The following is a 21,023-nucleotide window of genomic DNA, read 5'->3' on the forward strand; positions in this document are numbered from 1 at the left end:
GTCAAAATGTGCTCGACCTCCGCTCCCTGGTGCTTTCCGAGCGCTGGGACGCCGCCATCGACCTCACGCTCGCCCCTCTGCGCGCTCAGGTCCACCGGGCTGCGTGCTCAGGATGAGAGCCAGACCCGCGACGCCTTGCTCCGCGATGGCGTGATAGACGCGCTCGCCCACGCCGTGCTCCAGCGCCAGCCGATACAGCCGGCCCGCATCCGACACGTGCACGGCGGACCAGCGATTCGTCCCCTCACCCAGGTACGCCGACACACCCTTCTCGCGCGCCAGCTGAATCAGGAAGGGCACGAAGCCGTGGTCTCCCACGCCATGGACGGAGGGCGGCAGCCGCACCGTGGCCACGCGGCGCGCGCCGGGGCGGCCCAGACGGTGCAGCCGCTGGTCGACGAGCTGTGCCGGGACAGCCCGGAGTTCGCGGCGATGTGGCGCGAGAACGACGTGAGGTCCTTCGGCGAGGGCGTGAAGCGGCTGCGCCACCCCGTGCTGGGCGCCCTCACGCTGGAGTACTCGTCGTTCGCCGTGGATGGCCGGCCCGACCTGGCCATGCTCGTCTACAACCCGATGGAGGAGGCGGACGCGGTGAAGATTCGCGGGTTGATGGAGGGCCGGGGCGCATAGGGGCTCCGCGCAAGGGCCTCACGCGAAGCGCAGGCCCGAGAGCTGCTCCGACTCGTGCCACGACCGTCAAGCGGCCGCCTCGTCCCTGGCGCGCGGGTGCACCTTCGCGTCAGCGGGCAAGCCCCGCGTCTCTCCGAGGTTCCTCGGGCCGTCGTAGCGAGCCGGTTGATGGGCGTGCTCTCGCCCATCGTGCGAGGACTCGCGCCACGCTGAGCGAGGTTCGGGCAGGGCCGAAACCTGCGCGACTCCCGCTTCACCTCGCGAGGTCCGTGAGAACCCAACAGCCCTGCCGGGTTCGACAAGGGAGTCCGCTCCGGAGTCCGGAGCTCGAAGCGGGCAGCGCGGCGGCCTTCCGTCGGGAGGGCCGCCGTCTCCATGCCGGGAGGCACCGTGGCTACTTGGGCACCACCGTGCCGGTGAACGTGCCACTCAGGTCCCCGAACGCGTGGAGGCTGAAGACCATGGTGGACTGGAACTCGAAGGGGGTCGTCTCGGGATAGCCGCCTGGGTCCACGGTGCCCCTGAACGGCTGGCTCTCATGTGAGACGAAGTCGAGCGGAGCGCCGCTGCCCACGCCCTCAATCAGGAAGGTGCTGAGCACCTGATACCCGCTCGGGAGGCTGGTCACCCTGAAGAGGAAGGAGCGCCCCTTGAAGAAGGGGGACACATGCTTCTCCAGCAGGGCCCCGTCCGGTCCGCCGAACTGGACGAGGATGGGGCCGGTCTCCACGGAGAGGGCCTTCGGGCCGCCTCCCTCCCTGACCACGCGAGAGGTCTCGAAGCCGATGACGAAGGGCACGCTCTTGCCCACCAGCGACGCGAACTCGGAGTCCGGAGGACCTTCATGCTGGGTGAACGTCAGGGTGCCTGAGATGGAGCCTCCGTTGTCCACCTGGATGCCCACGTCCACGCCGCCGCTGCCCGCGAGCTTGAAGAGGTAGCGCACCTCGGTGAGCTTCCCCTGGATGACCGAGAAGGCCAGCACGGAGGGCGACAGTCGCTGGGCGCTCAGGGGCGCACCGGGGGCCGACAGGCGCTCCAGGTGCCAGCTCCCCCCCAGCTCGATGGTGTAGTCACCCTCGATGAGCGGCACGGTCAACGTGTCGGCGGACGTGTCCGAGATGAACACCGTCTGGGCGCCCGTGATGTTGAACGTGGCGCCGACCAGCTTGACCGCCCCCTCGGGGCTCTGCGCCGTCAGCGGCAACCGCAGCGTCCCCTGCGTGGCTTCGGAGGGCGGCTCCAGCCCGACGCCATCACCGCAGGCCACCAACATCACCGCGAGGAGACACGTACCCCACCTGCTCAATCCCATTCCTTGACACTCCTGCCGTGAGAGGAGTCACGGGTAGGGACGAGGGCTGTGTTCGTCAAGGGCGGGGCTGCTCGACCTGTCGGGGCGCCCCGGCGCGACGGGGCGCCGCTACCCCAGCGCGACGACGGCGCGGTCACAGCCCACGTAGAGGGTGCCGTCGGCGATGAGCGGTGCCGTCGTCACGCGATAGGGGGCCCTCCACCGCCAGCGCTCCGTCCCTTCCCGAAGCGTCCAGGCGTGTACGGCGTTGCGGGCCCCCAGGTAGACGAGTCCCCCGGCGATGGTTGGTGAGGCCGTGCTGGCGGGTGGTTTGTCGAGCGCGACCGACCAGCGCTCCTTCCCGGTCTCCTCGTCCACGGCGTGGAGCATCGAGTGATAGCCGGTGAAGCACACGACACCGTCCGCGACGGCGGGCGCTCCCCAGAGCGCGCCGGGCGTCTGGTAGGCCCAACGCTGCTCGCCGCTGTCGAGGTCGAGCGCGTGAAGGCGCTGTCCCAGCCCGGACAAGGCATAGACCGTGTCGCCGTGGACGGCGGGGGCTCCGCCGTGGCTCATCGACCCGGTCTCCACCGACCAGCGCTCGGCCCCCGTGGCGCGGTCGAGCGCGACCACGTGGCCCTGGGTGAAGCCCTGACAGGTCCCGACGAGGACTTGCGCTCGCGTCACGCTGACCGCGGACTGTACGCTCCCGCCACAGCGGAGCTGCGCGCGCCATTGCTCGGTCCCCGTACGCGCGTCGAGGGCGAGGACCGCGCCGGACCGGGTCCCCACATAGACGACGTCGTCGACGACGATGGGCGAGGAGGTCGCCTCGGAGTCGCATGAGACGCTCCAGCGGAGGGCGTGCGTGCCCAGGTCGACGGCGTGACACTGCCCGCCGCCGACGACGAAGAGCAGGCCCCGCGCGACCGTCGGATGAGAGAGGCTCTCGGGGCTGGCGCCGCCGACCCGCACGCTCCAGAGATCCTTCCCCTTCGCGAGGTCGAGCGCGTAGAGCCTGTCGTTGTCGTAGTTCGCGAACAGCACGCCGTCGTGGATGGCGGGCGTGTTGCGCGTCGTCACGAGCGCGCGCGGCGCGAACTTCCAGCGGGCTCGCTTGACCGCGAGCGGTCCCGTTGCCTCGAAGTGTCCGGTCCGCGCGGCATTGGCGCCGAAGAAGATGGAGCGAGATGCGTCCGACAGAGGGGGTCTCCGGCCTGGGGGGCAGCGGGGCACTGGCCCGGGTGTCAGCTGATCAACTCCGTCGCTCGGAGCTCCCGGAGGAACCCCTGGGGCGTCAGACCCGTGAACGCGCGGAACTCGGCGATGAGGTGCGCCTGGTCGTAATAGCCGGCGTCGGCGGCGATGTCCGCCCAGTGGGCGTGTTCGTCCCCGGATGCGGCGCGCAGCGCGCGATGGAAGCGGACGAGCCTGGCGAAGGCCTTGGGGCCCACGCCGACGGTCTCCCGGAACACGCGACGCAGATGTCTGTCGCTCACCCCGATGTCACCCGCGACGTCGTTCACCGTGCCGCTCGAGAGCCGCTCGGCGGCGTCGAGGGCGAGTCGTGGGTGGGCGCGGCGTCCGTTCGTGCGCGCGAGGCGTTCGGCGATGGCGCGCTCCAGGATGTCCGCCGCCTGGGCCGTGTCGTCGGTGTCGCCGAGCCGCTCGAAGAGCCGCCGGGCCGCGGCATCGCCCCACAGGTCCTCGAGTGCGACGATGCTTCCGGCGAGGGCGGAGGCCGGGACGCCGAGCACCGCCTCATGCGCGCCCAGGTGGAGCCGCGCCGTCACGGTCCGCTGTCCGTGGTGGATGTGCTTGCGACGCACCCGCTGCATTCCGCCCATCGCGTGTGCGTCCAGGCCCCTTCGCGCCGCCGGCCCGAACCGAACGACGAGATGGACCTCGGGCCGCGGAATCAGGAGGCCCCGCACGTCGTGGTCGCGCTCGTCCACGAACAGCGCGGCTACAGCGGACGCGACCGAGGCGCCCGGCGCGATGTGATGGCGATGGACAAGGCCCGCATGCATGCCCTGACTCTGGCCCGCGCTCGACGGCGGCGCAAGCGTGGGGGCACGTGTCCGTTTTCTCCAATCCCCGCCGCGCCTGGGCGGGCGAAGGTCGGCCCATGAAAATCCTTGTCACCGGAGCGACCGGAAAGGTCGGAAGCCGACTCACCCAGCGACTCGCCGAGCGGGGCCATGACGTGTGTGCCCTCGTCCGCGAGCCCACCCGCGCCGTCTTCCCGAAGGAGGCGCGGGTGGAGCTCGCCCAGGGCGACCTGCTCGACGCGGGCTCGCTGGTGCCCGCCGTGCGCGGCGTCGACGCCGTGGTCCACTGCGCCGCGTTCTTCCGCGGCGCGACGCCCGAGCAGGCGCACGCGGTCAATGACCTGGGCACGCAGCACCTCGCGGCCGCCGCACGTGCCGCGTCCGTGAAGCGCTTCATCTTCACGAGCACCGGCCTGGTCCATGGCTCGACGGGGGGACGCCTCGTCGGCGAGGAAGACTCCTGTGCGCCGACCGTGGCCTATCCGGTGAGCAAGCTCGCCGCCGAGCGCTTCCTCCTCGGAGTCGAAGGGCTCGACGTGCGGGTGCTGCGCCTGCCGTTCGTGTACGGCGACGGGGACCCACATATCGAGGAGGTGGTGCCGATGATGCGCGGCTTCCCGGCGGCCCAACGCATGTCGATTGCCCACCACGCCGACGTCGCGCAGGCCGTGGCACGCCTGCTCGAGGCGCCTTCGCCGGCGCACCGCATCTACAACGTGGTCGACGACGAGGCGCCTGACCTCGCCACGCTCTTCGCATCGGTGGGGCAGCCCCCGCCCGATGGCTCGAACGCCGAGTTCGCGCGCGCTTTCGACGTGCTCCTCGACGGACGCCGCATCCGCGAGGACCTCGGGTTCAAGCCGGTGTTCCCCCGCCTCGCCGACGCGCTCGCGGCGGGTGCATAGAACAGACGTGCTCCCGGAGCAGCTTCAGCCAGCGAGCCCCGACGCATTCCGCCGAGCCGTGCGTCAGCGCGGGGATGCCGTCGGGAGTTGCTGACCCAGGAAGACCTCCGCGGCTCCCGAGCGTCCGTGGGCCTCCGCCTCCCGGTGGTGGAAGGCTTCCAGCATCGGTCCCACGCCCTCCGCGCCGCCGAACTGGAAGCCCAATTGGGTGCCGTAGCAGAGGCAGCCCTCCACCTTGGTCGTCAGGTGCGCCGTGATGTCCACCGCCAGGGGCCGCGGCTCCCGAGGCAGCGCCGGGTCGGGCTTCGCGCCCGGCTGGCGCACGGCGTAGGGCGTGTCGCGGTAATACCAGACGCGGTGGGACGGGATGCCCAACCCCCGCGCCGCGCGCACCACCTGCACGTGGTCCACGTGGCCCCCCAGCGCCTGCGGCACGAAGACCCGGCTGGGCGTCAGCTCCCACAACACCGGCTTCAGACGCCGCGCCACCTCCGCCTGGATGGCGTCATCGGCTCGCGGGGGCTGGAACAGCGCCTCCGCGCTCGCGTAGCCCCGGTGCGGCGCCTCCTCCAGGTCCGCCCACGCCAGGACGTCCACGCCCAGCCGCTTCGCGAACGCCCGGTCCTCCTCGCGCCGCAGGGCCATGTAGTCCACCTCCGGCCCCAGCCCCTTCTCTGTCTGGCATTTCAGCGCGAAGCCCCGGGGCTCCGGCACCGAGCGCGTGAAGACGGTGATGAGCGCCACCGTCCAACCCTTGGCCTTCAAGGCCGCCAGTGTCCCCCCACACGAGAAGGCCACGTCGTCCAGGTGCGGCGACACGAAGAGGGCGGTGCTCATAACAGGTGCGGCGCCGCCCGGAACCTGCACGAGGGGTCCGCGCTCCGCTGCGTCGTCGCCGGGTCATACACGTTCGTCCACCGCGTGTCCGGCCGCGTGCCGGTCAGCGCCTTGTACACACCCTGAATCTGTCGCCCCACCGTCCGCCACGAGTACAGCTCCCGCACCTCGCCGAGCGCCGTCGTCGCGAGCCGTCTTCGCAGCGGCGCGTCGTCCATCAGCCGCCCCATGGCCTCCGCCAGCGCGACGCTGTCCCTCGGCGGCACCAACAGCGCGTCCCGCCCGTCCTCCAGGCAGTCCACCACCCCCACCGCCTTCGTGGACACGATGGGCAGCCCCGACGCCATCGCCTCCAGCAGCGTGTTGGAGAACCCTTCCGAATACGTGGGCGACACGAACAGGTCCCCACTCCGGTACAGGTCCGGCGCCTGCGCGTAGGTGGACACGCCCGTCAGCTCCACCGTGCCCCGAAGCCCCTCCGCCTCCACGCGCGCGCGCACCGCCTCCACGTCCGGCCCGATTCCAGACACGCGCAGCCGGAACCGGCGTCCCTCCGCCACCAACTGCTTCGCCGCGTCCAGCAGCTCCATCACGCCTTTTCGCGCGTCCACCCGGCCGTGGTACAGCCACACCGGCACGTCCTGCGGCTCCCCCAGCCGGGACTCGTTGCGCGGATGGAAGCGCTGCGTGTCCGTGGCGCCCGGGACGATGGTGAACCGCTCCAGCGGCGTCCCATGGTGCCCCCGCACCTCCTCCGCGAAGGACCGGCTGCCAATCAACAGCGCCCCCGAGTGGCCCAGCACCGCGAGCATCGCCTGCTTGTGCGTCCCACAGCACGTCCCCACCCAGTGTCCGTCACCGCCCTGGATGGAGACGACGTTGGGCAATCCCAGACGCCGCGAGGCCTCCAGCGCCGCCAGGCCACAGGGGTAACCATACTGGGCATGGATGAAGTCGAAGGGCCGGCGCCGGTGCTCGCGAACCACCGTCTCCACCAGGTCCTCCACGTCCTGCTCGAAGCTGGCGGGCTGCCCCTGGTTGATGCGTTGCTCGCCCCGGGACTCGCACCCCAGCACGTGCGCGCCCGGAATCCCTGGCGGCGGCCCGCCCCCATACACCGCCATCCCCGCGGCGTCGTTGCGGTACTGGCTCACCATCGTCACGTCATGCCCGCACGCGACCAGCTCCCGCACCAGGTTGAGGGCATAGACACTCATCCCCGAGATGGCGGGGAAGAAGCGCCGGGAGATGAAGCAGATTCGCAGCGGGCTCACGGTGTTCACGCCGCCACCTCCGCGCCCGTGGGCAGGCGCGCCTTCAGCCACTCCAGCGCCCCGGGCACCATCTGATGCGCCCGGTGCGCATCCCTGGACAGCTCCACGCACACCAGCCGGTCGTAGCCCGCGCGCGTCAGCTCCCGCAGCACCGACGGCACGTCCACGTCCCCCTCGCCGAACGGCAGGTGCTCATGCACGCCGCGCTTCATGTCCTCCAGCGCCACCGTGCCCAGCACCGGCGCGAACTCACGCACCGCCTCCGCTGGCGCCCGCTCGCCGGTCACCAGCAGGTGCCCCACGTCCAGGGCCAGGCGGACAGGAGGCGCGCCCGCCGCCACCACCCGCGCCTGCAGCAGGCCCCAGCCGTCCACGGTGTCCACCAGCATCCCCGGCTCCGGCTCCACCGCCAGCACCACCCCGCGCGCCGCCGCGTACTCCGACAGCCGGGCCACTGCGTCCACCAGCCACGGCCAGGCCGCCTCCTGCGTCACCTCGGCGCGGGGCACCCCCGCCCAGAAGGACACCGCTTCGCCCCGACACGTCGCGCACACGTCCACCGCGCGCTTCAGGAACTCCAGGCGCAGGGCCCGACCCGCGGCGTCCGGCGTGATGAGCGTGGGCTCATGCTTGCGCCGAGGGTCCAGCAGGAATCTCGCCCCCGTCTCCACCACCAGCCCCAGCCCCAGCCGCTCCAGCAGCGCGGCGAGCTGGCCGCTCCGCTGCTCGAAGTCCGGCGCGAACGGGTCGAAGTGGTGGTGGTCCAGCGTCAACGCGACGCCGTCGTAGCCACTGTCCGCGATGAGGCGCAGCGCGTCCTCGAAGCGGTGGTTGGACACGCCGTTGGTGTTGTACGCGAAGCGCAGCGCCATGGCTCATTGCCCCCCGAAGCGACGGCTCGTGCGCATCGCGTGCACGGCGTGGCGGTCCGGCTCCCGGTAGAGGGGATACAGGCGTCCCACGCGCGCCTCGGCCAGCCGCGTGTCGAACCAGGCGGGACCGCCCAGCCGCGCCTCGGCCTCCGGGGTGAGCCGCACCGGCTGCGCTCCCGGCGGCGGTGCGCCCAGGCCCACCAGCGGCTCACGGCGCTCGAGCAGCCGCGCCACGTTGCGCTCGCCCAACCGGCCATAGGTCATCGTCTCCACCTCCAGTCCCGGCACCACCACCTTCACCACGTGCACGGGGTGGCCTGGAGGCGACAGGTCCGCGACGAGGATGTCGAAGCCCGCCGCATGGAGCTGCTTCACCACGTGCTCACACCGCCTCGCGGGGTCCTCCATCCCCGGCACCTGGGGCAGCTCCTCGAAGCGCACGGTGCGCCGGCGCAGCAACGTGCACGCGGTGAGCTCGCGCAGCGCCGAGGCCGGCAGCTGGGACCACTCCGCCATGGCCTGTAGCGCGCGGGGCTCCTCGGAGGCCACGTCCACCAGGGGGACGAACTGCTCCATGTATTCCCGGGGCGCGACGCGGGCCACCTCGCTCATCGGGCCGTGCGAGACGGCCTTGCGCGCCCGGGAGCCCGCGAACTCCAGCAGCGCCTTGCGCAGCGCCCGGTTCCGGTCCGGGTCCGTCGCCTCGCCGCAACCCGTCACGAGCAGCGGCTGGTTGCCCACGGACAGGTCGTGGCCCACCACGTAGACGTTCACGAGGCCGAAGTCGGTGCTCGCCAGCTTCGCCAGCACCTCCACGCCCGCGCGCTGGTAGCGCCCCAGCAGCTCCCGCACGTCAGGGTCCAGCGCCGCGCCCTCCAGGTCCAGCACCACGCCCTGGTCCATCGCGCGGAACTGGAGCCCGTTGCCGTCGCGTTGCAGCAGCTCCAGCAGCGCGTGCGCCAGCGCCTGCTGCTGCGTGCGTCCCGCGCCACGCCCGTTGGTCAAGGGTCTGGCGAGCGGCGTCTTCCCCACCAGGTTCCCGGGTCGCACGGCGATGAACTCCTCTGGCACCAGCACCCGCTCGCCGGTGGACAGCCGCCTCATCTCGCCCCAGACGAGCGGCATGTCGGGCCGGTAGGGGCTGCCCGCGGGCAGGCTCAGGGTGAGCGGGTCGACCACCGCCGAGTCGCCGAAGGTGCCCACCAGCTCCGCGTAGGTGCCGTGCACGCGGGGCATGCGCAGCAGGGCCTGGTCCGCGCAGACCTCCTCGGCGAGCTCTCCCAGGGCCCCGACGCGCGCCTCCTCCTCGGTGGCGCCGTAGCCGTTGGCGTGGATGATGTCGCCGGGGCGGTCTCCCATCCGCAGGCTGGCGGAGACCACCGGCACGCCCAGCCGGTCCAGCGGGTCGATGCGGAAGATCGGGAACGCTCCCGGAGGCATGACACGGAAATAGGCATCCAGGGCTTCGGTCAGGCTCATGACAGCTCCTCCAACGCAATGGGACGGGTGTGAGGCATGCCCGCGAGCAGCCGGTCGAACAGCGCCAGGGCATGCTCACGGGTGACGCCGCGCGCGAACTCGAACGGGGTGAAGACGTTCTCGAACGGGAGCTGCTCGAGCACCGCGCGGTAGCGGCGCAGCTCCGCGTGGCTCAGCGGAATCGCGTAGTGGAAGCCCTTGTGACACGACAGCGCCGTGGGTCGGCCGTGCGCGTCCAGCTCCACCTTCAGCGCGTCGCCGCAGAACAGCGAGCGGGTGCGCGCGTCGTACAAGACCGTCTGGCCTTCGTAGTGCCCCGCCACGCAGCGCAGCGTCAGGCCCGGCGCCAGGGGGTGCTCGTCGTCCACCGGCCAGCGCACCTGGAAGGCCTTGCTGTAACGGACCGCGTCCCGGTGCAGGACGAGCAGCGGGTCGAAGCGCTCCTGCAACTGCCACAGCGCCCCGAAGCCGTGCGGGTGCGACGCGGACAGCACCTGGAGGCCGCCCAGCGTCTCCAGGAACTCCAGCGCCGGCCGCGAGTACCAGGGCGCGGCCTCGAACGCGACGTTGCCCTCGGGGCGGCGCAGCAGCCACCCCGTGGAGCCCAGGCCGAAGCGCGGCGCGCAAGAGAAGCCCCAGACGCCGGGCAGCGCCTCCTCCCAGTGCGTGCTCAGGCGCTCCGACACCTGTCCCGTCGTCTGGAACTCCCAGCCGTCCGGCGGCAGGGCGTTGCGCACGTCCAGGCAGGTGGGGCAGCCCGCGGGCGGCTGGCGAGCAAACCCCGGCTGCCAGGTGCCGCAGTGGGTACAGGCATAGCGGGTCAGTGACATGGGGGAAACGCCTCCCCGGCGTGGAGCGCCTGCGACAGGAGCCCCACGAGGCGCACGTCGCGCTCCGGGGCGAAGGGTTGGGGGCGGCCTTCCAGCACGCAGTCGGAGAAGGCCTCCACCTGGTTGCGGAAGGGGCTCTGGTCCTCGTCCGGGGACAGGGGCAGCCACGTCTCCTCACCTGACGTCGCGTCGGTGAGCGACAGCGTCCCGCCGGGCGTCTGCCCCATCGTCTTGTACGCCAGCGCGCGCGCGCGGGTGCCGATGAGCTCCAGCGTGCGCCGGGGGTACGCGTCCGGGCAGTTGTAGGCCACCTGGAGGACGCCCAGCGCGCCGCCGCGGAACTGCCCCATCAGCACCGCGCCGTCGTCCACCGCGTAGTCATGCACGCGCCGCTGCGTCATCGCGACGAGCGACCGCCATTCATCCCCCAGCACCACCTCCAGCAGGTCCAGCCCGTGGGGCGCCAGGTCAATCATCGCGCCGCCGCCGGCCCGCTCCGGGTCGATGCGCCAGTTGTCGGGCGCCCAGTCCGCGGGCAGCCAGCAGGCGTAGTGGATGCGCGCCTGGGTGATGGTGCCCAGCACGCCCTCCTTCACCAGCGTGCGCAGCTTGCGGTGCGCGGCGTGGTGGCGCTGGTCGAACGCGGTGGCGTAGTGCACGCCCGCGCGCCGACACGCGGACAGCATGCGCAGCCCGTCCTGCGCGGTGATGGCCATGGGCTTCTCGCACAGCACGTGCTTGCCCGCCGCCGCGCACGCCTCCGTCATCGCGGCGTGCAGGTGGTTGGGCGTGGCGATGTAGACGGCCTCCACGCTCCGGTCCGCCAGCGCCGCCTCCAGCGCGGTGTGACGGACGACGTCGTCCGCCGGGATGCGCATCAGCGCCTCCGCGTCCGAGTCGCACAGCGCCACCAGCCGCGCGTTGCGCGCGCCCTGGAGCGCCGGGATGACGTACTCCCGCGCCACCAGCCCGCACCCCACCACCGCCCAGCCCAGCGTGCGGCCCCCTGGCTTCGCCCCGGACATGTCACCACCTCTCTGGAAGGTTCAGGAGCCACCGCCGCCTGACGAGCGCGGCCCGCTGCTCGGGCGTCGCGTCGGTGGCGGCCCGCCGCAGCAGGGCCGCGTCCTCGGGCGCGTCCGAGCACAGGTAGTGGGCGCTCACGTACTCGGCGGCCAGGCCAGGCGTGGGCCACGCGGGGCGCACCCGGCCGTCATGCGCCTCCAGCAGCGGATTGGGGCTCAGCCTCGCGCCCGGCACGGCCACGCCGAAGTCGATGGACCTGCGTCCCGGCGTCGGGGGCCACGCGAAGCTCAAGGCCTCCGCGCGCTCCAGTTGGGGCAGCGGGGTGTCGGGCACGGCGCCCCCGTCGAGGAAGCGGGTGACGAATCCAGCGTCGTCGTAGCAGGCGGCCCCGGGCATCAGCGCCGCGTAGCCGGCGGGGTCCAGCGGCGTGCCCCCCACGCCCCGCTGGTCGACGTGCCGGTTGTGGGCATGGCCCACGAGCACGCGGCCGGAGGGCCCCGCCACGCGGCGCAGCTCCAGCCGTCCGCGGCCCTGGAGCAGGCGGTAGACCTGGTACAGCACGCCGGAGGCGCGGCCCACGGTGGTGGCCACCGCGGCGCCGGTGACGCCCAGGGCGGGCACGGGCCCCAGGCCGAAGATGAACAGCGGCGCGAGCACGATGTTCACGGAGTTGGCCAGCCACAGCGCGCGCATGGAGGTGGCCGCGTCCCCCGCGCCGCGCAGGATGGCGCTGATGAGGAACAGCAGCATGATGATGGGGAAGCCGCCCAGCATCAGCCGCGCGTACCCCAGGCCGTGCGTCACCACGCCGGGGGACGCGCCCATGGCGGTGAGGATGGGGCGCGCGAAGAGGCCGCCGGCCAGCGCCAGCGGCACGGACAGGGCCAGTCCCAACCCCAGTGCCTGGACGGCGGTGCGCGCGGCGCGCTCCGGATCCTTCTGGCCGATGCGGCGGGAGACGAGCGCGGTCGCGGCGACGGCCAGCCCCAGGGGCACGGTCCGGAACAGCGTGAGCACGGCCTCGGTGAGGCCCACGGTGGCGATGGCGTCCGCGCCCAGTCGGGACACGAAGAGCACGTCCACGAGGGCGAAGATGGACTCCATCACCATCTCCAGCACCATGGGGACCGACAGCAGCAGGAAGGCGCGGTCCACGGGGCCGGTGGCCAGGTCCTCGGTGGAGCCGCGCACGGCCTGCCAGCAGGAGGCGAGCAGGCCCCTGACTCCCGTGGCGGCGGGGGAGAAGGCGTCGGGTGGGGGTTGCGTCATGGATTGGGCGTTGCAACGAGACGTTGCGTGCCTTTCATCCCGCGCGGTCCCCCGCCTGCCGGTGCCACGGTGCTGGGCGGCGCGAGCAGGCGTCCGACGACGGTTCGGCCTGGAAGGGGCCTGCTCGGACGTCAGGTCGAGTGAAGTCCACGAGAGGCTCCGAGAACCCACCTTGTTGGAGTCAGCAAGGGCCCTTCGATGGATGCCATGCCGGACAGCGCGCTCCCGTCCGTTCAGGTCCTGGACGGGAACGCGGTCGCTCCGGGCTACTTCCGGGAGATTTTCCCGTCCTTGATGATGATGTTCGCGTCACCGTCGAAGGTGATGGTGGTGCCCTGCAGCGTCACCTTGCAGGGCGACGAACCCTGGATGGAGACCGAGGACGTGGTGCTGGCGGAGAACTTCACCGGGTCCTGCTTGCTCCCGCTGCACACGGCCTCGGCGGCGTACGCCTTGGAGTCCTTGTTCTCGTAGCGGAGGGTCAAGGACGCCGCGGCGGAAGTGGACACGAGCAGGGTGAGGGCTGCGATGGCGGTCTTCATGGTTGCGGGCTCCTTGTGTTGTCGAACCGGGAGCATCTTGACCCGTGACCCTGACATCCCATCCGGCGTGGAGCGCGCTCGACGACGCGACGACCATCAATCGTCCAATGCACTATCAAGGCTGGCATCTCCAACATCCTCGTCCTTGTTGCCGAACAGCCGGCGGACCGTATCTCCCAGGGGCTCGGGTCGGATGACCACCTCGCGCGGAAAGCCATTGCCCAACCCGTGCCGGACGAGGGTGACGAGAGGGTGGGATGCCGCCGCCAGTGGCCTTGGTGACGCGGCGTTGCTGGATGCGCGGCTCGCTGGAGCCGTCGCGGGTATCTCCGCGGCGGACCTGCACATGGACACGCTCGCTCCGAGCGACCTCGGAGGTGGCTTCGAACGAGAGGTCGTCATCGAGCACCGCCGTGGCTCGGCGCGCGCCAGTGGGAGGCAGTTCCTGCGGGCCTTCGCGATTCCCCACTTCTTCCATCACCTGACCACGGCCTACGGCATCCTGCGCAACCAAGGCGTGCCACTCACCATGGGCGACTTCCTGGGCGACTGGGGGAGAGCGTTGAGCGGGGCTTCGCCCACGCCAGGTGACGCCCGGACCTTCCTCTCTCCTATACTGGGCGCCAGACGCCGTGCGGCTCCATCGTTGTCGTCCTGGGGGAGGAGTACTCCATGTTCGCGTTCGACCAGAAGCCGCGTCCGTCGTCGGCGCATGCTCCTGCCCCGAAGCGTGAATCGCAGCGCCCGGCCGTCGCGCGCGTCGCATCGGAATCGGGCGGCGGATTGTCGGCGCCAGTCGCTCCCGGTTCCCAGTTCGACTTCGCCCGCATCTCCATCACGCCGCCACGGATTCAACGCGAGCTGACCCTCGGCTCTCCGGGGGACCCGTTCGAGCGCCAGGCCGACACCGTTGCCGACCAGGTCATGGGGACGCCGCAACCGGCGCCTGTCGGCCCGGGGCTGCGCCGGGGGAATGGAGACGTGGGGGCATCGCGTGCGCTCGCGCCGCCGGTCGTCCATGAAGTGCTCGCCCGGCCCGGGCGCCCGCTGGAGCCGGCCGCGCGCGACGCGATGGAGGCGCGCTTCGGTGGCGCCGACTTCTCCTCCGTGCGTGTGCATGACGACTCGCGGGCCGCGCGGAGCGCCCTGGCGGTGGGCGCGCACGCCTACTCCGTCGGACATGACGTCGTCTTCGCTCCCGGGCGCTACGGGCCGGGGACGGCCGCGGGAGATCGGCTGCTGGCGCACGAGCTGACGCACACCCTCCAGGGCGGTACGAGCACACTCCGCCGACAGCCCTTGGACACGCCCCTTCTGGGCTCCGACACGGACGAGCCGCAGTCACTGAAGAACAGCGTCAGTGCCACGAACCCGCAGGCCGCCCGGCTGGAGATCGCCAGGATTCACCGCTGGCTGGCGCGGCAGCCCCCCGGGGCCGACAACGCGACGATTCAACATCTGCGTGCCGAGCTCGCCCGCCTGGAGGCAATCGTCGGCCCGGCGTTGCCCAGGACGACGATGGCGGACGCGTTCACCTCCCTCTTCAACACGGAGTTCGCGGATGTGCTGAACGTGTTCGGCGTGCCGGCGGCCCCGCTGACGTCCGCGAGGCTCCAGGCGCTCTTCACGAACACCCAGCGCCAGAAGCTGCGGGACTTCATCGTCTCCAAGCGCATCCCCGAGCGCCTGTTCAACGGCTCCGACCGGGGGGCGACCACGGCGCAGCAGCGCCTGCTCCTGTCGGCCCACATCCTCGCGAAGGGCATCTACCAGCCCGGCTCGTTCGAGCAGCGGGTGCATGCGCAGTTCTGCTTCCACTGGGTGCAGATCGTCCACCACTACGCTGGCGCCACCCCGCCCGGGTCCGGTTTCGCCGGAGGGGTGATGGGGTCCTTCGACCCGCTGGGCGCCGCGATGCTCAACACGGGGAGGTCGATTGACATCACGAGACAGGACCGGGTCTCGAAAGACAAGCTGCCCCTCGACGAGGCCGAGGGCGCCGAGATGCCCCCGTCCTGCGGCGCGGGACACCCGGGGCCGGCGCCGAGCACCGTGAAGCCGAGCGACGAGGGCCTGGGACCGCTGCACGAGGGCACGAAGCAGGCGGAGGCGGCGGAGAAGGCGGCGGCGGAGAACCCCGGCAAGGGGTCGAGATACTACCGGCAGCGGCATCTCCCCCTGGCGAAGCTCAACGACATCCAGACGGGAGACTGGCTGTACCTCTACAACGCCAACGCGTCGGAAGGCGGTGGGCACAGCGTCATCTTCTCCCACTGGGAGAAGAAGGACCTCGTCCAGACGCCACCCGGAGCCCGCTACCACGTGGCCATCGTCTGGAGCCAGCCGACCCCGGCCAGAGGCGGCGTGCAACACAAGGCGAGGCTGGGCGACCGCTTCGTGCCCAATCCCAGCAACAACCTGGACCCCTACGTCACGCCCGTCACGCACATCTCACGGGTGACTCCCGACACGGGGCCCGCGCTCACCGCGGCGCAGATGCTGCCGGGCCGCACGGGCGCGGCCGCGACGAAGCTGGCGAAGGAGAACGCGGACTTCATCCAGGGCAAGAAGCTCAAGGGCCCGGTGAACCGCAAGAAGCTCGTGACGTGGCTCCAGGCCAGGAACGAGTCCTTCCTGGGCTCGCTGGGGAAGCACCTGGACCCGGGACAGCTCGCCGTGCTCCGCGGCGTGAACCGGGGAGACGACCTGGAGGCGCTGGTCCGACTCTTCCAGCGGCTGCGCACCTTGAGCACCAACGCGAGGGTGCTCGACGCGAACCTCCGCGCCTACAACGCGACGCTGGACCCGAAGCACCAGAAGGCCAAGGAGGGCAAGGAGGCCGAGGTGGCGACCGCGACCCGGAAGCTGCGCGCGGTCGATGTGGAGATTGAGTCGGTGGAGAGCGATCCTCGGGTGAATGACCCGACGCTCGTCCGCGAGCTCGAGGCCGCGGCGGCCAACCTCCAGCGGCAGCTCTCGAAGCTGGGGGCGGGGCCGGAGCGCGAGGAGCTGAAGATGCAGCGGGAGCGTTATCTGGCCAAGGCCGCCGCGGCGCGCGAGGTGCAGCGCAGGAGAGGGGAGCTGCGCGTGGGCCGCGACAAGGCGGTCAAGGCACGCGACGCGGCGCAGGCCCTCAAGCTGCCCTACGGTGTCGTGCACCCCGGCGACCTCGGGAAGGAGGACCGGCGGCAGCAGTCCTCCGGGCGGCTGGCGGACATCAACGCGGACATCGACTGGAGCGCGGTGGTGGACCCCGCCCCGACCACGACACCCAAGAAACCGTGAGCACGAATGGCCCTGGGTGAATCGGGTCGTTCGACGGCGAGCCTTGCCGCCCAGGCACTCGTTGGAGCCACTCCCCCGGGCCTCCGGACCGCTCGGACTCGTGGACCCCGCGCGCCGCTCCAGGTCCGCCAGGGTGCTCGGCATGGCTCATTCCATCTCCGCTCCCATGGCGGTTCCCGCAGGCGTTCGTCGTGCTCCCTCGAAGGAGGGCGCTCGGCCCCGCACGTGGCCCGGAGTCTTGCTGGGAGTCCTCCTGACGCCGGTCGCCGGGCTGCTGCTGGCGGCGGCGGCCCACATCGGCGCCTCGCCTTCGGGCTGGAGCTACTCCGGGGGGCTGGTGCTGGTGGCCGTCGGCCTGATGCTGCGTGCCCGGGGCCTGTGGCGAGCGGGGCTCGGGCTCATCGCGCTCGTCGCCTGCTCACGGCTGCTCTTCGCGGACGGCACGCTCCTGAAGACCGTGCGGCTTCCGGAGGGAGGCCATCGGTGGGTGAATCGGCTCGTCGACGAGCGGGACGGGACGCTGTTCGCTGCGCACGCGCTGGTGCGGCTGGGGAAGCTGCCGCGCTCGGAGGCGAGCGGGTTCATCCCCGCGCTGGAGGCGGCCTTCGACCGCATGGAGGTGGCGGAGGGGGCGGTGGCCACGCCCGCGATTGCCACCTACCTGGGGCTTCAGTCGCCGGAGTCCTTCGATGCGCTGGTCATCCCGCCGGCTCGAGGGGCGACGCCGGACACGGCCGTGGTCTTCCTGCACGGGTATGCGGGCAACTTCGCCGTGTACTGCTGGGAGATGGCGCGGGCGTCCTGGACCATCTCCGCGCTGACGGTGTGCCCTTCGGTGGGTCCCGCCGGAGACTGGTGGTCGCCCCAGGGGGCGAGCACCTTGAAGGCGACCCTCGAATGGCTCTCGGCCCGGGGGGTTCGTCGCTTCTACCTGGGAGGGCTCTCCAACGGCGGCGTGGGGGCGAGCGTGCTCGTCAATCGCGTCTCGCACCCGGGGTTGGACCTGCGGGGCCTGGTGCTCGTGTCCGGCGCGCGGCCCTCGGCCCCCGTGCCGGAGGTACCCACGCTGGTGATACAGGGGCGCCATGACTCCATGATGGGCACCCCCGCCATGCGTGCCTATGTCGAGCGCCTGGGGCCGCGAGCCACCTATGTGGAGCTGGACAGCGGGCACTTCGTGTTCCTCGACCGCCATCTCGAGTCAGAGAAGGCCATCTCCCAGTGGCTCCGTCAGCAGGAGGGGCACGACCTGCCCGACACCTGAGGCCGCGGGGCTTCCCGCGCGCAGCCCGCGTCCTGGGGAGCTGGTCGTCGTGGACCCTGAGGACCCGTCCAGGGTGGGCCTCGAGCTGGATGCGTGCGAGCCGCCGCCTCGGCGCAGGCCTCGCCCTGGTCCCGCTCAGTCGGTCGCCGTCGACACGAACTCGATGCACGCGCTGGGCAGGCCGGAGTCGGGCCGAGGAGCGATGAGCCGCGTCGGGAGCTGTTCGGCCGCGCAGCAGCGTTCGAGATAGGCCACCACCCGCCTGCCTTCGTCGCTGTCCGCGGCCACGTGGATGGGCTCGTTGGCGGGATTGATGATGGCGGGGAGGAAGCCCGCGCGGATGCGCCCGGACGGCGTGATGTGGACCACCGCCGCGCCGGTCATCCTCGAGTCCGGGTGGAACGGCAGCAGCGGGTAGCCCTCCCTCGGGCGAATCATGTACTCGCCGAACTTGCGGGCCCAGGCCGCCATCTCCTCCGGCCGTCCCACGCCCAGGTAGCCATCCTTCGCGAGCCGCTCGGTGAGGTTCGGCAGGTCGAACACATAGTGTCCCAGCCCGTAGAAGATGGGCCTGCCGGCGTGGAACTCCACCCCGCGGAGCATGTGGTGATGGTGGCCCAGGACGACGTCCGCCCCGTGGTCGATGGCGAGCCTGGCCGTGCGTCGCTCGTGGTCCGTCAGCGAGAACGGCACGGTGGAGTCACCCCAGTGGAAGCCCACCGTGGACGCGGCGCTCGACGCGATGCTGGCCGGCCCGAGACCCGTGGACCTGATGTCGGCGTTCGCGCTCCCCGTGGCCCTGCAAGTCATTGGCGACCTGCTCGGCGTGCCCCAGGAGGGCGCCGAGGCGCTGCACGTGCTGAGCAGGACCGTCGGCTCGCGTGCGTCCTCCCGCGAGGAGGCGACAGCGGCCTTGATGGCGTTGGATGATGTCTTCCTGCGCTTGGTGGAGGACAACCTGCGTGAGCCTGGGGACACGCTCATCGGTCGTGTCGTCACGGAGCAGGTGGCGACGGGGAAGCTGAGTCCCCCGGACGCGGCGTCCCTGTTCCACGCGCTGTACTACGCCGGGCACGGACCGTCGGCGTACATGTTCGGGCTGGGGACGCTGGCGCTGCTCATCCACCCCGAGCAGCTCGCGAAGTTCCGCCAGATGGAGGACCCCGCCGCCATCACCGCGGCGGTGCAGGAGCTCCTGCGCTTCGTCAATGTCTCGCATCTGGCCCGGTAGCGCGTCGCCACCGTGGACCTCACCGTGGGCGGCCAGCTCATCCGCGCGGGGGAGGGCGTCCTCGCGCAGCCAGACTCCGCCAACCGCGACGGCACGGTCTTCGAGGCGCCGGACCGGCTGGACCTCCATCGGGAAGCGCACCGCAACTTCGCCTTCGGCCACGGCATCCACCTGTGCACCGGGCGCGCGCTGGCCCTCATCGAGTTCGAGGTGGTGTTCAAGACGCTGTTCCAGCGCATCCCCACGTTGCGGCTGGCCGTGCCGCTGGAGGAGGTCCGCTTCAAGAAGGACGAGAACCTCCTCGGCGTCCATGAGCTGCCGCTCACCTGGTGACTCGCGGCTCTCGGCTTCGCTGAATCCGCGAGCCAGTCGGTTCGTGGCGCGCGCCTCCTGGCCGCCTGTGGGTGTGCCGGGTCTGTGCTTCGGTGAGTTGACGCGTCAGCCTCCGTGGCTGACACGTCAAACGAGGAGCCTGGCTGTTTCATCCTCCTCGAATCCCGCGAGATGTGGCCCGGCGCTTCATGGCGCCACCGTTGCAAGGGGGCCCGCTCCAGGTTCTGCACCGAAGGAACAACATGTCCGACACCGTGACCTCCCGGCTCCCGAGCTTCCACAAGCTGCCGATGGAGGAGCGCCACGCGCACCTCGCTCGTATGTTCCGGCTCCAGCCCGAGGACCTGCGGCAACTGCTGGGCTCCGAAGCGCTGCCGCCTGTCCTGGCGAACCAGATGATCGAGAACGCGGTGGGGACGTTCTGCCTGCCGCTGGGCCTGGGCCTCAACCTCCAGGTCAACGGGCGCGACCTCCTGGTGCCCATGGCCGTGGAGGAGCCGTCCGTGGTGGCGGCCGTGTCCTTCGCCGCGAAGATCGTCCGCGAGTCCGGTGGCTTCACCGCCGAGGCGGACCCCTCGCTGATGATTGGTCAGATACAGGTGTCGCGCTACGGCGACCCGAAGGTGGCCACCGAGCACATCCTGGCGAACAAGGAGCAACTGCTGGCGCTGGCCAACAGCTTCCACCCGGCCATGGTGGCGCGCGGCGGTGGGGCCAAGGACGTGGAGGTGCGCGTGCTGCCGGCCCCCGAGGGGCCGTGCGGAGAGCCGTTGCTCATCGTTCACCTCCTCATCGACACGCAGGAGGCGATGGGGGCCAACCTCATCAACACCATGGCGGAGGGCGTGGCGCCGCTCGTCGAGCAGCTCACCGGCGGCAAGGTGTACCTGCGCATCCTCTCCAACCTGGCGGACCGGCGGCTGGCGCGCGCCACGTGCCGCATCCCGCTGGCGGCGCTGGCGGACTTCGAGATGCCGGGCGAAATCATCGCCGAGGGCATCACCCAGGCCAGCCGCTTCGCCGAAGCCGACCCGTACCGCGCGGCCACGCACAACAAGGGCGTGATGAACGGCATCGACGCGGTGGCCATCGCCACGGGGCAGGACTGGCGCGCGATTGAGGCCGGCGCGCACGCGTTCGCCTGCCGCAGTGGGCAGTACCGGCCGCTCTCCACCTGGTACCTGGAGGAGGGGCACCTGGTGGGCCGCATCGAGCTGCCCATGGCGCTGGGTGTGGTGGGCGGCCCCATCAAGGTGCACCCCGGCGTGCAGATGGCGCTCAAGCTGATGCAGACCCCCTCGGTGCGCGAGCTGTCGATGGTGTTCGCGGCGGTGGGGCTGGCGCAGAACTTCGCGGCGCTCCGGGCGCTGGGCAGCGTGGGCATCCAGAAGGGCCACATGGCGATGCACGCGCGCTGCGTGGCGGTGACGGCCGGCGCGCGGGGCGACTGGGTGGAGAAGATCGCCAACCTGCTGGTGAAGGCGGGCCACGTGAAGGTGGAGAAGGCCCGCGAGCTGCTGGCGAACCTCCCCGCCGAGGACGCCGCCGCCGCGACCGGCACGAGCATCTGACGCCGCAGCGGACGTGTCATGCGCCCCGTTGACACGTCCTCGGTGACGACTGACGTGTCAGCCGCGTGAGCCGGGGTGTTTCAACCGCCTCGAATCACACGAGAGGCGGCCTGATTCATCCCGGCACCACCGTTGCAATGGGCGCGCGGGCCCGATGAGTTGAATCATCTTGAGACTGGCGAAGGGTGAAGATGTCAAAGGCACGTCAGAAGCAACCATTCCAGCTGCCTGAGTTCTACGTGCCGTGGCCGGCGCGGCTGAACCCGAACCTGGAAGCCGCCCGTGTGCACACCAAGGCGTGGTCCTACCAGATGGGCATCCTGGGGCCGC

21 protein-coding genes are annotated in these 21,023 nt (G+C 71.3%); 8 read left to right on the plus strand and 13 right to left on the minus strand.

Annotated elements, in window-relative coordinates:
• Positions 1-63: 63 nt before the first annotated feature.
• On the minus strand, positions 64-300 hold the full coding sequence (locus tag FL311_RS45340; RefSeq protein ID WP_228557091.1) for a hypothetical protein: 237 nt from the start codon (positions 298-300) through the stop codon (positions 64-66).
• Positions 301-306: 6 nt separating this feature from the next.
• Between FL311_RS45340 and FL311_RS45345 the strand changes: the two genes are divergently transcribed.
• Entirely contained in the window at positions 307-630 is a 324-nt protein-coding gene (locus tag FL311_RS45345) for a hypothetical protein (RefSeq protein ID WP_228557092.1), read from the plus strand.
• A 394-nt stretch (positions 631-1,024) separates the two neighbouring features.
• Here FL311_RS45345 and FL311_RS26485 read toward each other — a convergent pair whose 3' ends face one another.
• The 3 genes from FL311_RS26485 to FL311_RS26495 form a co-directional block, all read right to left on the minus strand.
• Positions 1,025-1,945, minus strand: a complete 921-nt coding sequence (locus tag FL311_RS26485; RefSeq protein WP_141329193.1) for a hypothetical protein — start codon at positions 1,943-1,945, stop codon at positions 1,025-1,027.
• Between the two features lie 108 nt (positions 1,946-2,053).
• A complete protein-coding gene (locus FL311_RS26490; RefSeq protein WP_228557093.1) occupies positions 2,054-3,007 on the minus strand; it encodes a PQQ-binding-like beta-propeller repeat protein in 954 nt (317 codons plus the stop codon).
• A 164-nt stretch (positions 3,008-3,171) separates the two neighbouring features.
• On the minus strand, positions 3,172-3,954 hold the full coding sequence (locus FL311_RS26495) for an AraC family transcriptional regulator (RefSeq protein WP_194869371.1): 783 nt from the start codon (positions 3,952-3,954) through the stop codon (positions 3,172-3,174).
• A 98-nt stretch (positions 3,955-4,052) separates the two neighbouring features.
• On the opposite strand from FL311_RS26495, the gene FL311_RS26500 reads away from it, so the two are divergent.
• On the plus strand, positions 4,053-4,880 hold the full coding sequence (locus FL311_RS26500; protein WP_141329195.1) for an NAD(P)-dependent oxidoreductase: 828 nt from the start codon (positions 4,053-4,055) through the stop codon (positions 4,878-4,880).
• Positions 4,881-4,943: 63 nt separating this feature from the next.
• On the opposite strand, the gene FL311_RS26505 is transcribed toward FL311_RS26500, so the two are convergent.
• The 8 genes from FL311_RS26505 to FL311_RS26540 form a co-directional block, all read right to left on the minus strand.
• Positions 4,944-5,717, minus strand: a complete 774-nt coding sequence (locus FL311_RS26505) for a PIG-L deacetylase family protein (RefSeq protein ID WP_141329197.1) — start codon at positions 5,715-5,717, stop codon at positions 4,944-4,946.
• On the minus strand, positions 5,714-7,000 hold the full coding sequence (locus FL311_RS26510) for a glycosyltransferase family 4 protein (RefSeq protein WP_228557094.1): 1,287 nt from the start codon (positions 6,998-7,000) through the stop codon (positions 5,714-5,716). The genes FL311_RS26505 and FL311_RS26510 overlap by 4 nt, the downstream gene beginning before the upstream one ends.
• Positions 6,997-7,863, minus strand: coding sequence for a sugar phosphate isomerase/epimerase (locus tag FL311_RS26515; RefSeq protein WP_141329199.1), 867 nt, complete (start codon positions 7,861-7,863; stop codon positions 6,997-6,999). The genes FL311_RS26510 and FL311_RS26515 overlap by 4 nt, the downstream gene beginning before the upstream one ends.
• Positions 7,864-7,866: 3 nt before the next feature.
• Entirely contained in the window at positions 7,867-9,342 is a 1,476-nt protein-coding gene (locus FL311_RS26520; protein ID WP_141329201.1) for a YcaO-like family protein, read from the minus strand.
• Positions 9,339-10,172 carry a hypothetical protein gene (locus FL311_RS26525; RefSeq protein ID WP_141329203.1) on the minus strand — a complete coding sequence of 278 codons (834 nt, stop codon included), beginning with the start codon at positions 10,170-10,172 and terminating at the stop codon, positions 9,339-9,341. Before FL311_RS26525 ends, FL311_RS26520 begins: the two co-directional genes overlap by 4 nt.
• The gene (locus tag FL311_RS26530; protein ID WP_141329205.1) at positions 10,163-11,197 is read right to left on the minus strand and encodes a Gfo/Idh/MocA family protein; all 1,035 of its coding nucleotides are present in this window, start codon (positions 11,195-11,197) and stop codon (positions 10,163-10,165) included. Before FL311_RS26530 ends, FL311_RS26525 begins: the two co-directional genes overlap by 10 nt.
• Before the next feature lies 1 nt (position 11,198).
• Complete coding sequence (locus tag FL311_RS45350; RefSeq protein ID WP_228557095.1) at positions 11,199-12,467, minus strand: MATE family efflux transporter; 1,269 nt, start codon at positions 12,465-12,467, stop codon at positions 11,199-11,201.
• A 266-nt stretch (positions 12,468-12,733) separates the two neighbouring features.
• On the minus strand, positions 12,734-13,009 hold the full coding sequence (locus tag FL311_RS26540) for a hypothetical protein (protein ID WP_141329207.1): 276 nt from the start codon (positions 13,007-13,009) through the stop codon (positions 12,734-12,736).
• A gap of 193 nt (positions 13,010-13,202) precedes the next feature.
• Here FL311_RS26540 and FL311_RS26545 point away from each other — a divergent pair, with 193 nt between their 5' ends.
• The 3 genes from FL311_RS26545 to FL311_RS26555 all read left to right on the plus strand — a co-directional run bounded on the left by FL311_RS26545 (position 13,203) and on the right by FL311_RS26555 (position 17,558).
• A complete protein-coding gene (locus tag FL311_RS26545) occupies positions 13,203-13,874 on the plus strand; it encodes a DUF1993 family protein (RefSeq protein ID WP_141329209.1) in 672 nt (223 codons plus the stop codon).
• Positions 13,875-13,990: 116 nt separating this feature from the next.
• The gene (locus FL311_RS45355; RefSeq protein WP_228557096.1) at positions 13,991-16,294 is read left to right on the plus strand and encodes a DUF4157 domain-containing protein; all 2,304 of its coding nucleotides are present in this window, start codon (positions 13,991-13,993) and stop codon (positions 16,292-16,294) included.
• Between the two features lie 238 nt (positions 16,295-16,532).
• Complete coding sequence (locus FL311_RS26555; protein WP_141329211.1) at positions 16,533-17,558, plus strand: alpha/beta hydrolase; 1,026 nt, start codon at positions 16,533-16,535, stop codon at positions 17,556-17,558.
• A 135-nt stretch (positions 17,559-17,693) separates the two neighbouring features.
• Here the strand turns inward: FL311_RS26555 and FL311_RS26560 are convergent, their stop codons facing one another.
• A complete protein-coding gene (locus FL311_RS26560) occupies positions 17,694-18,251 on the minus strand; it encodes a CapA family protein (RefSeq protein ID WP_255510364.1) in 558 nt (185 codons plus the stop codon).
• On the opposite strand from FL311_RS26560, the gene FL311_RS45360 reads away from it, so the two are divergent.
• From FL311_RS45360 to FL311_RS26570, 3 genes are all read left to right on the plus strand, one after another.
• Positions 18,217-18,789: a hypothetical protein gene (locus FL311_RS45360; protein WP_228557099.1), complete on the plus strand. Its 573-nt coding sequence runs from the start codon at positions 18,217-18,219 to the stop codon at positions 18,787-18,789. The genes FL311_RS26560 and FL311_RS45360 overlap by 35 nt on opposite strands.
• 12 nt (positions 18,790-18,801) lie before the next feature.
• A complete protein-coding gene (locus FL311_RS45365; RefSeq protein ID WP_228557097.1) occupies positions 18,802-19,122 on the plus strand; it encodes a cytochrome P450 in 321 nt (106 codons plus the stop codon).
• 242 nt (positions 19,123-19,364) lie between these two features.
• Entirely contained in the window at positions 19,365-20,693 is a 1,329-nt protein-coding gene (locus tag FL311_RS26570; protein ID WP_141329213.1) for a hydroxymethylglutaryl-CoA reductase, degradative, read from the plus strand.
• The last annotated feature ends 330 nt before the right edge of the window (positions 20,694-21,023 follow it).

Source organism: Myxococcus sp. AB025B, assembly GCF_006518215.1.
GTDB lineage: Bacteria > Myxococcota > Myxococcia > Myxococcales > Myxococcaceae > Myxococcus > Myxococcus fulvus.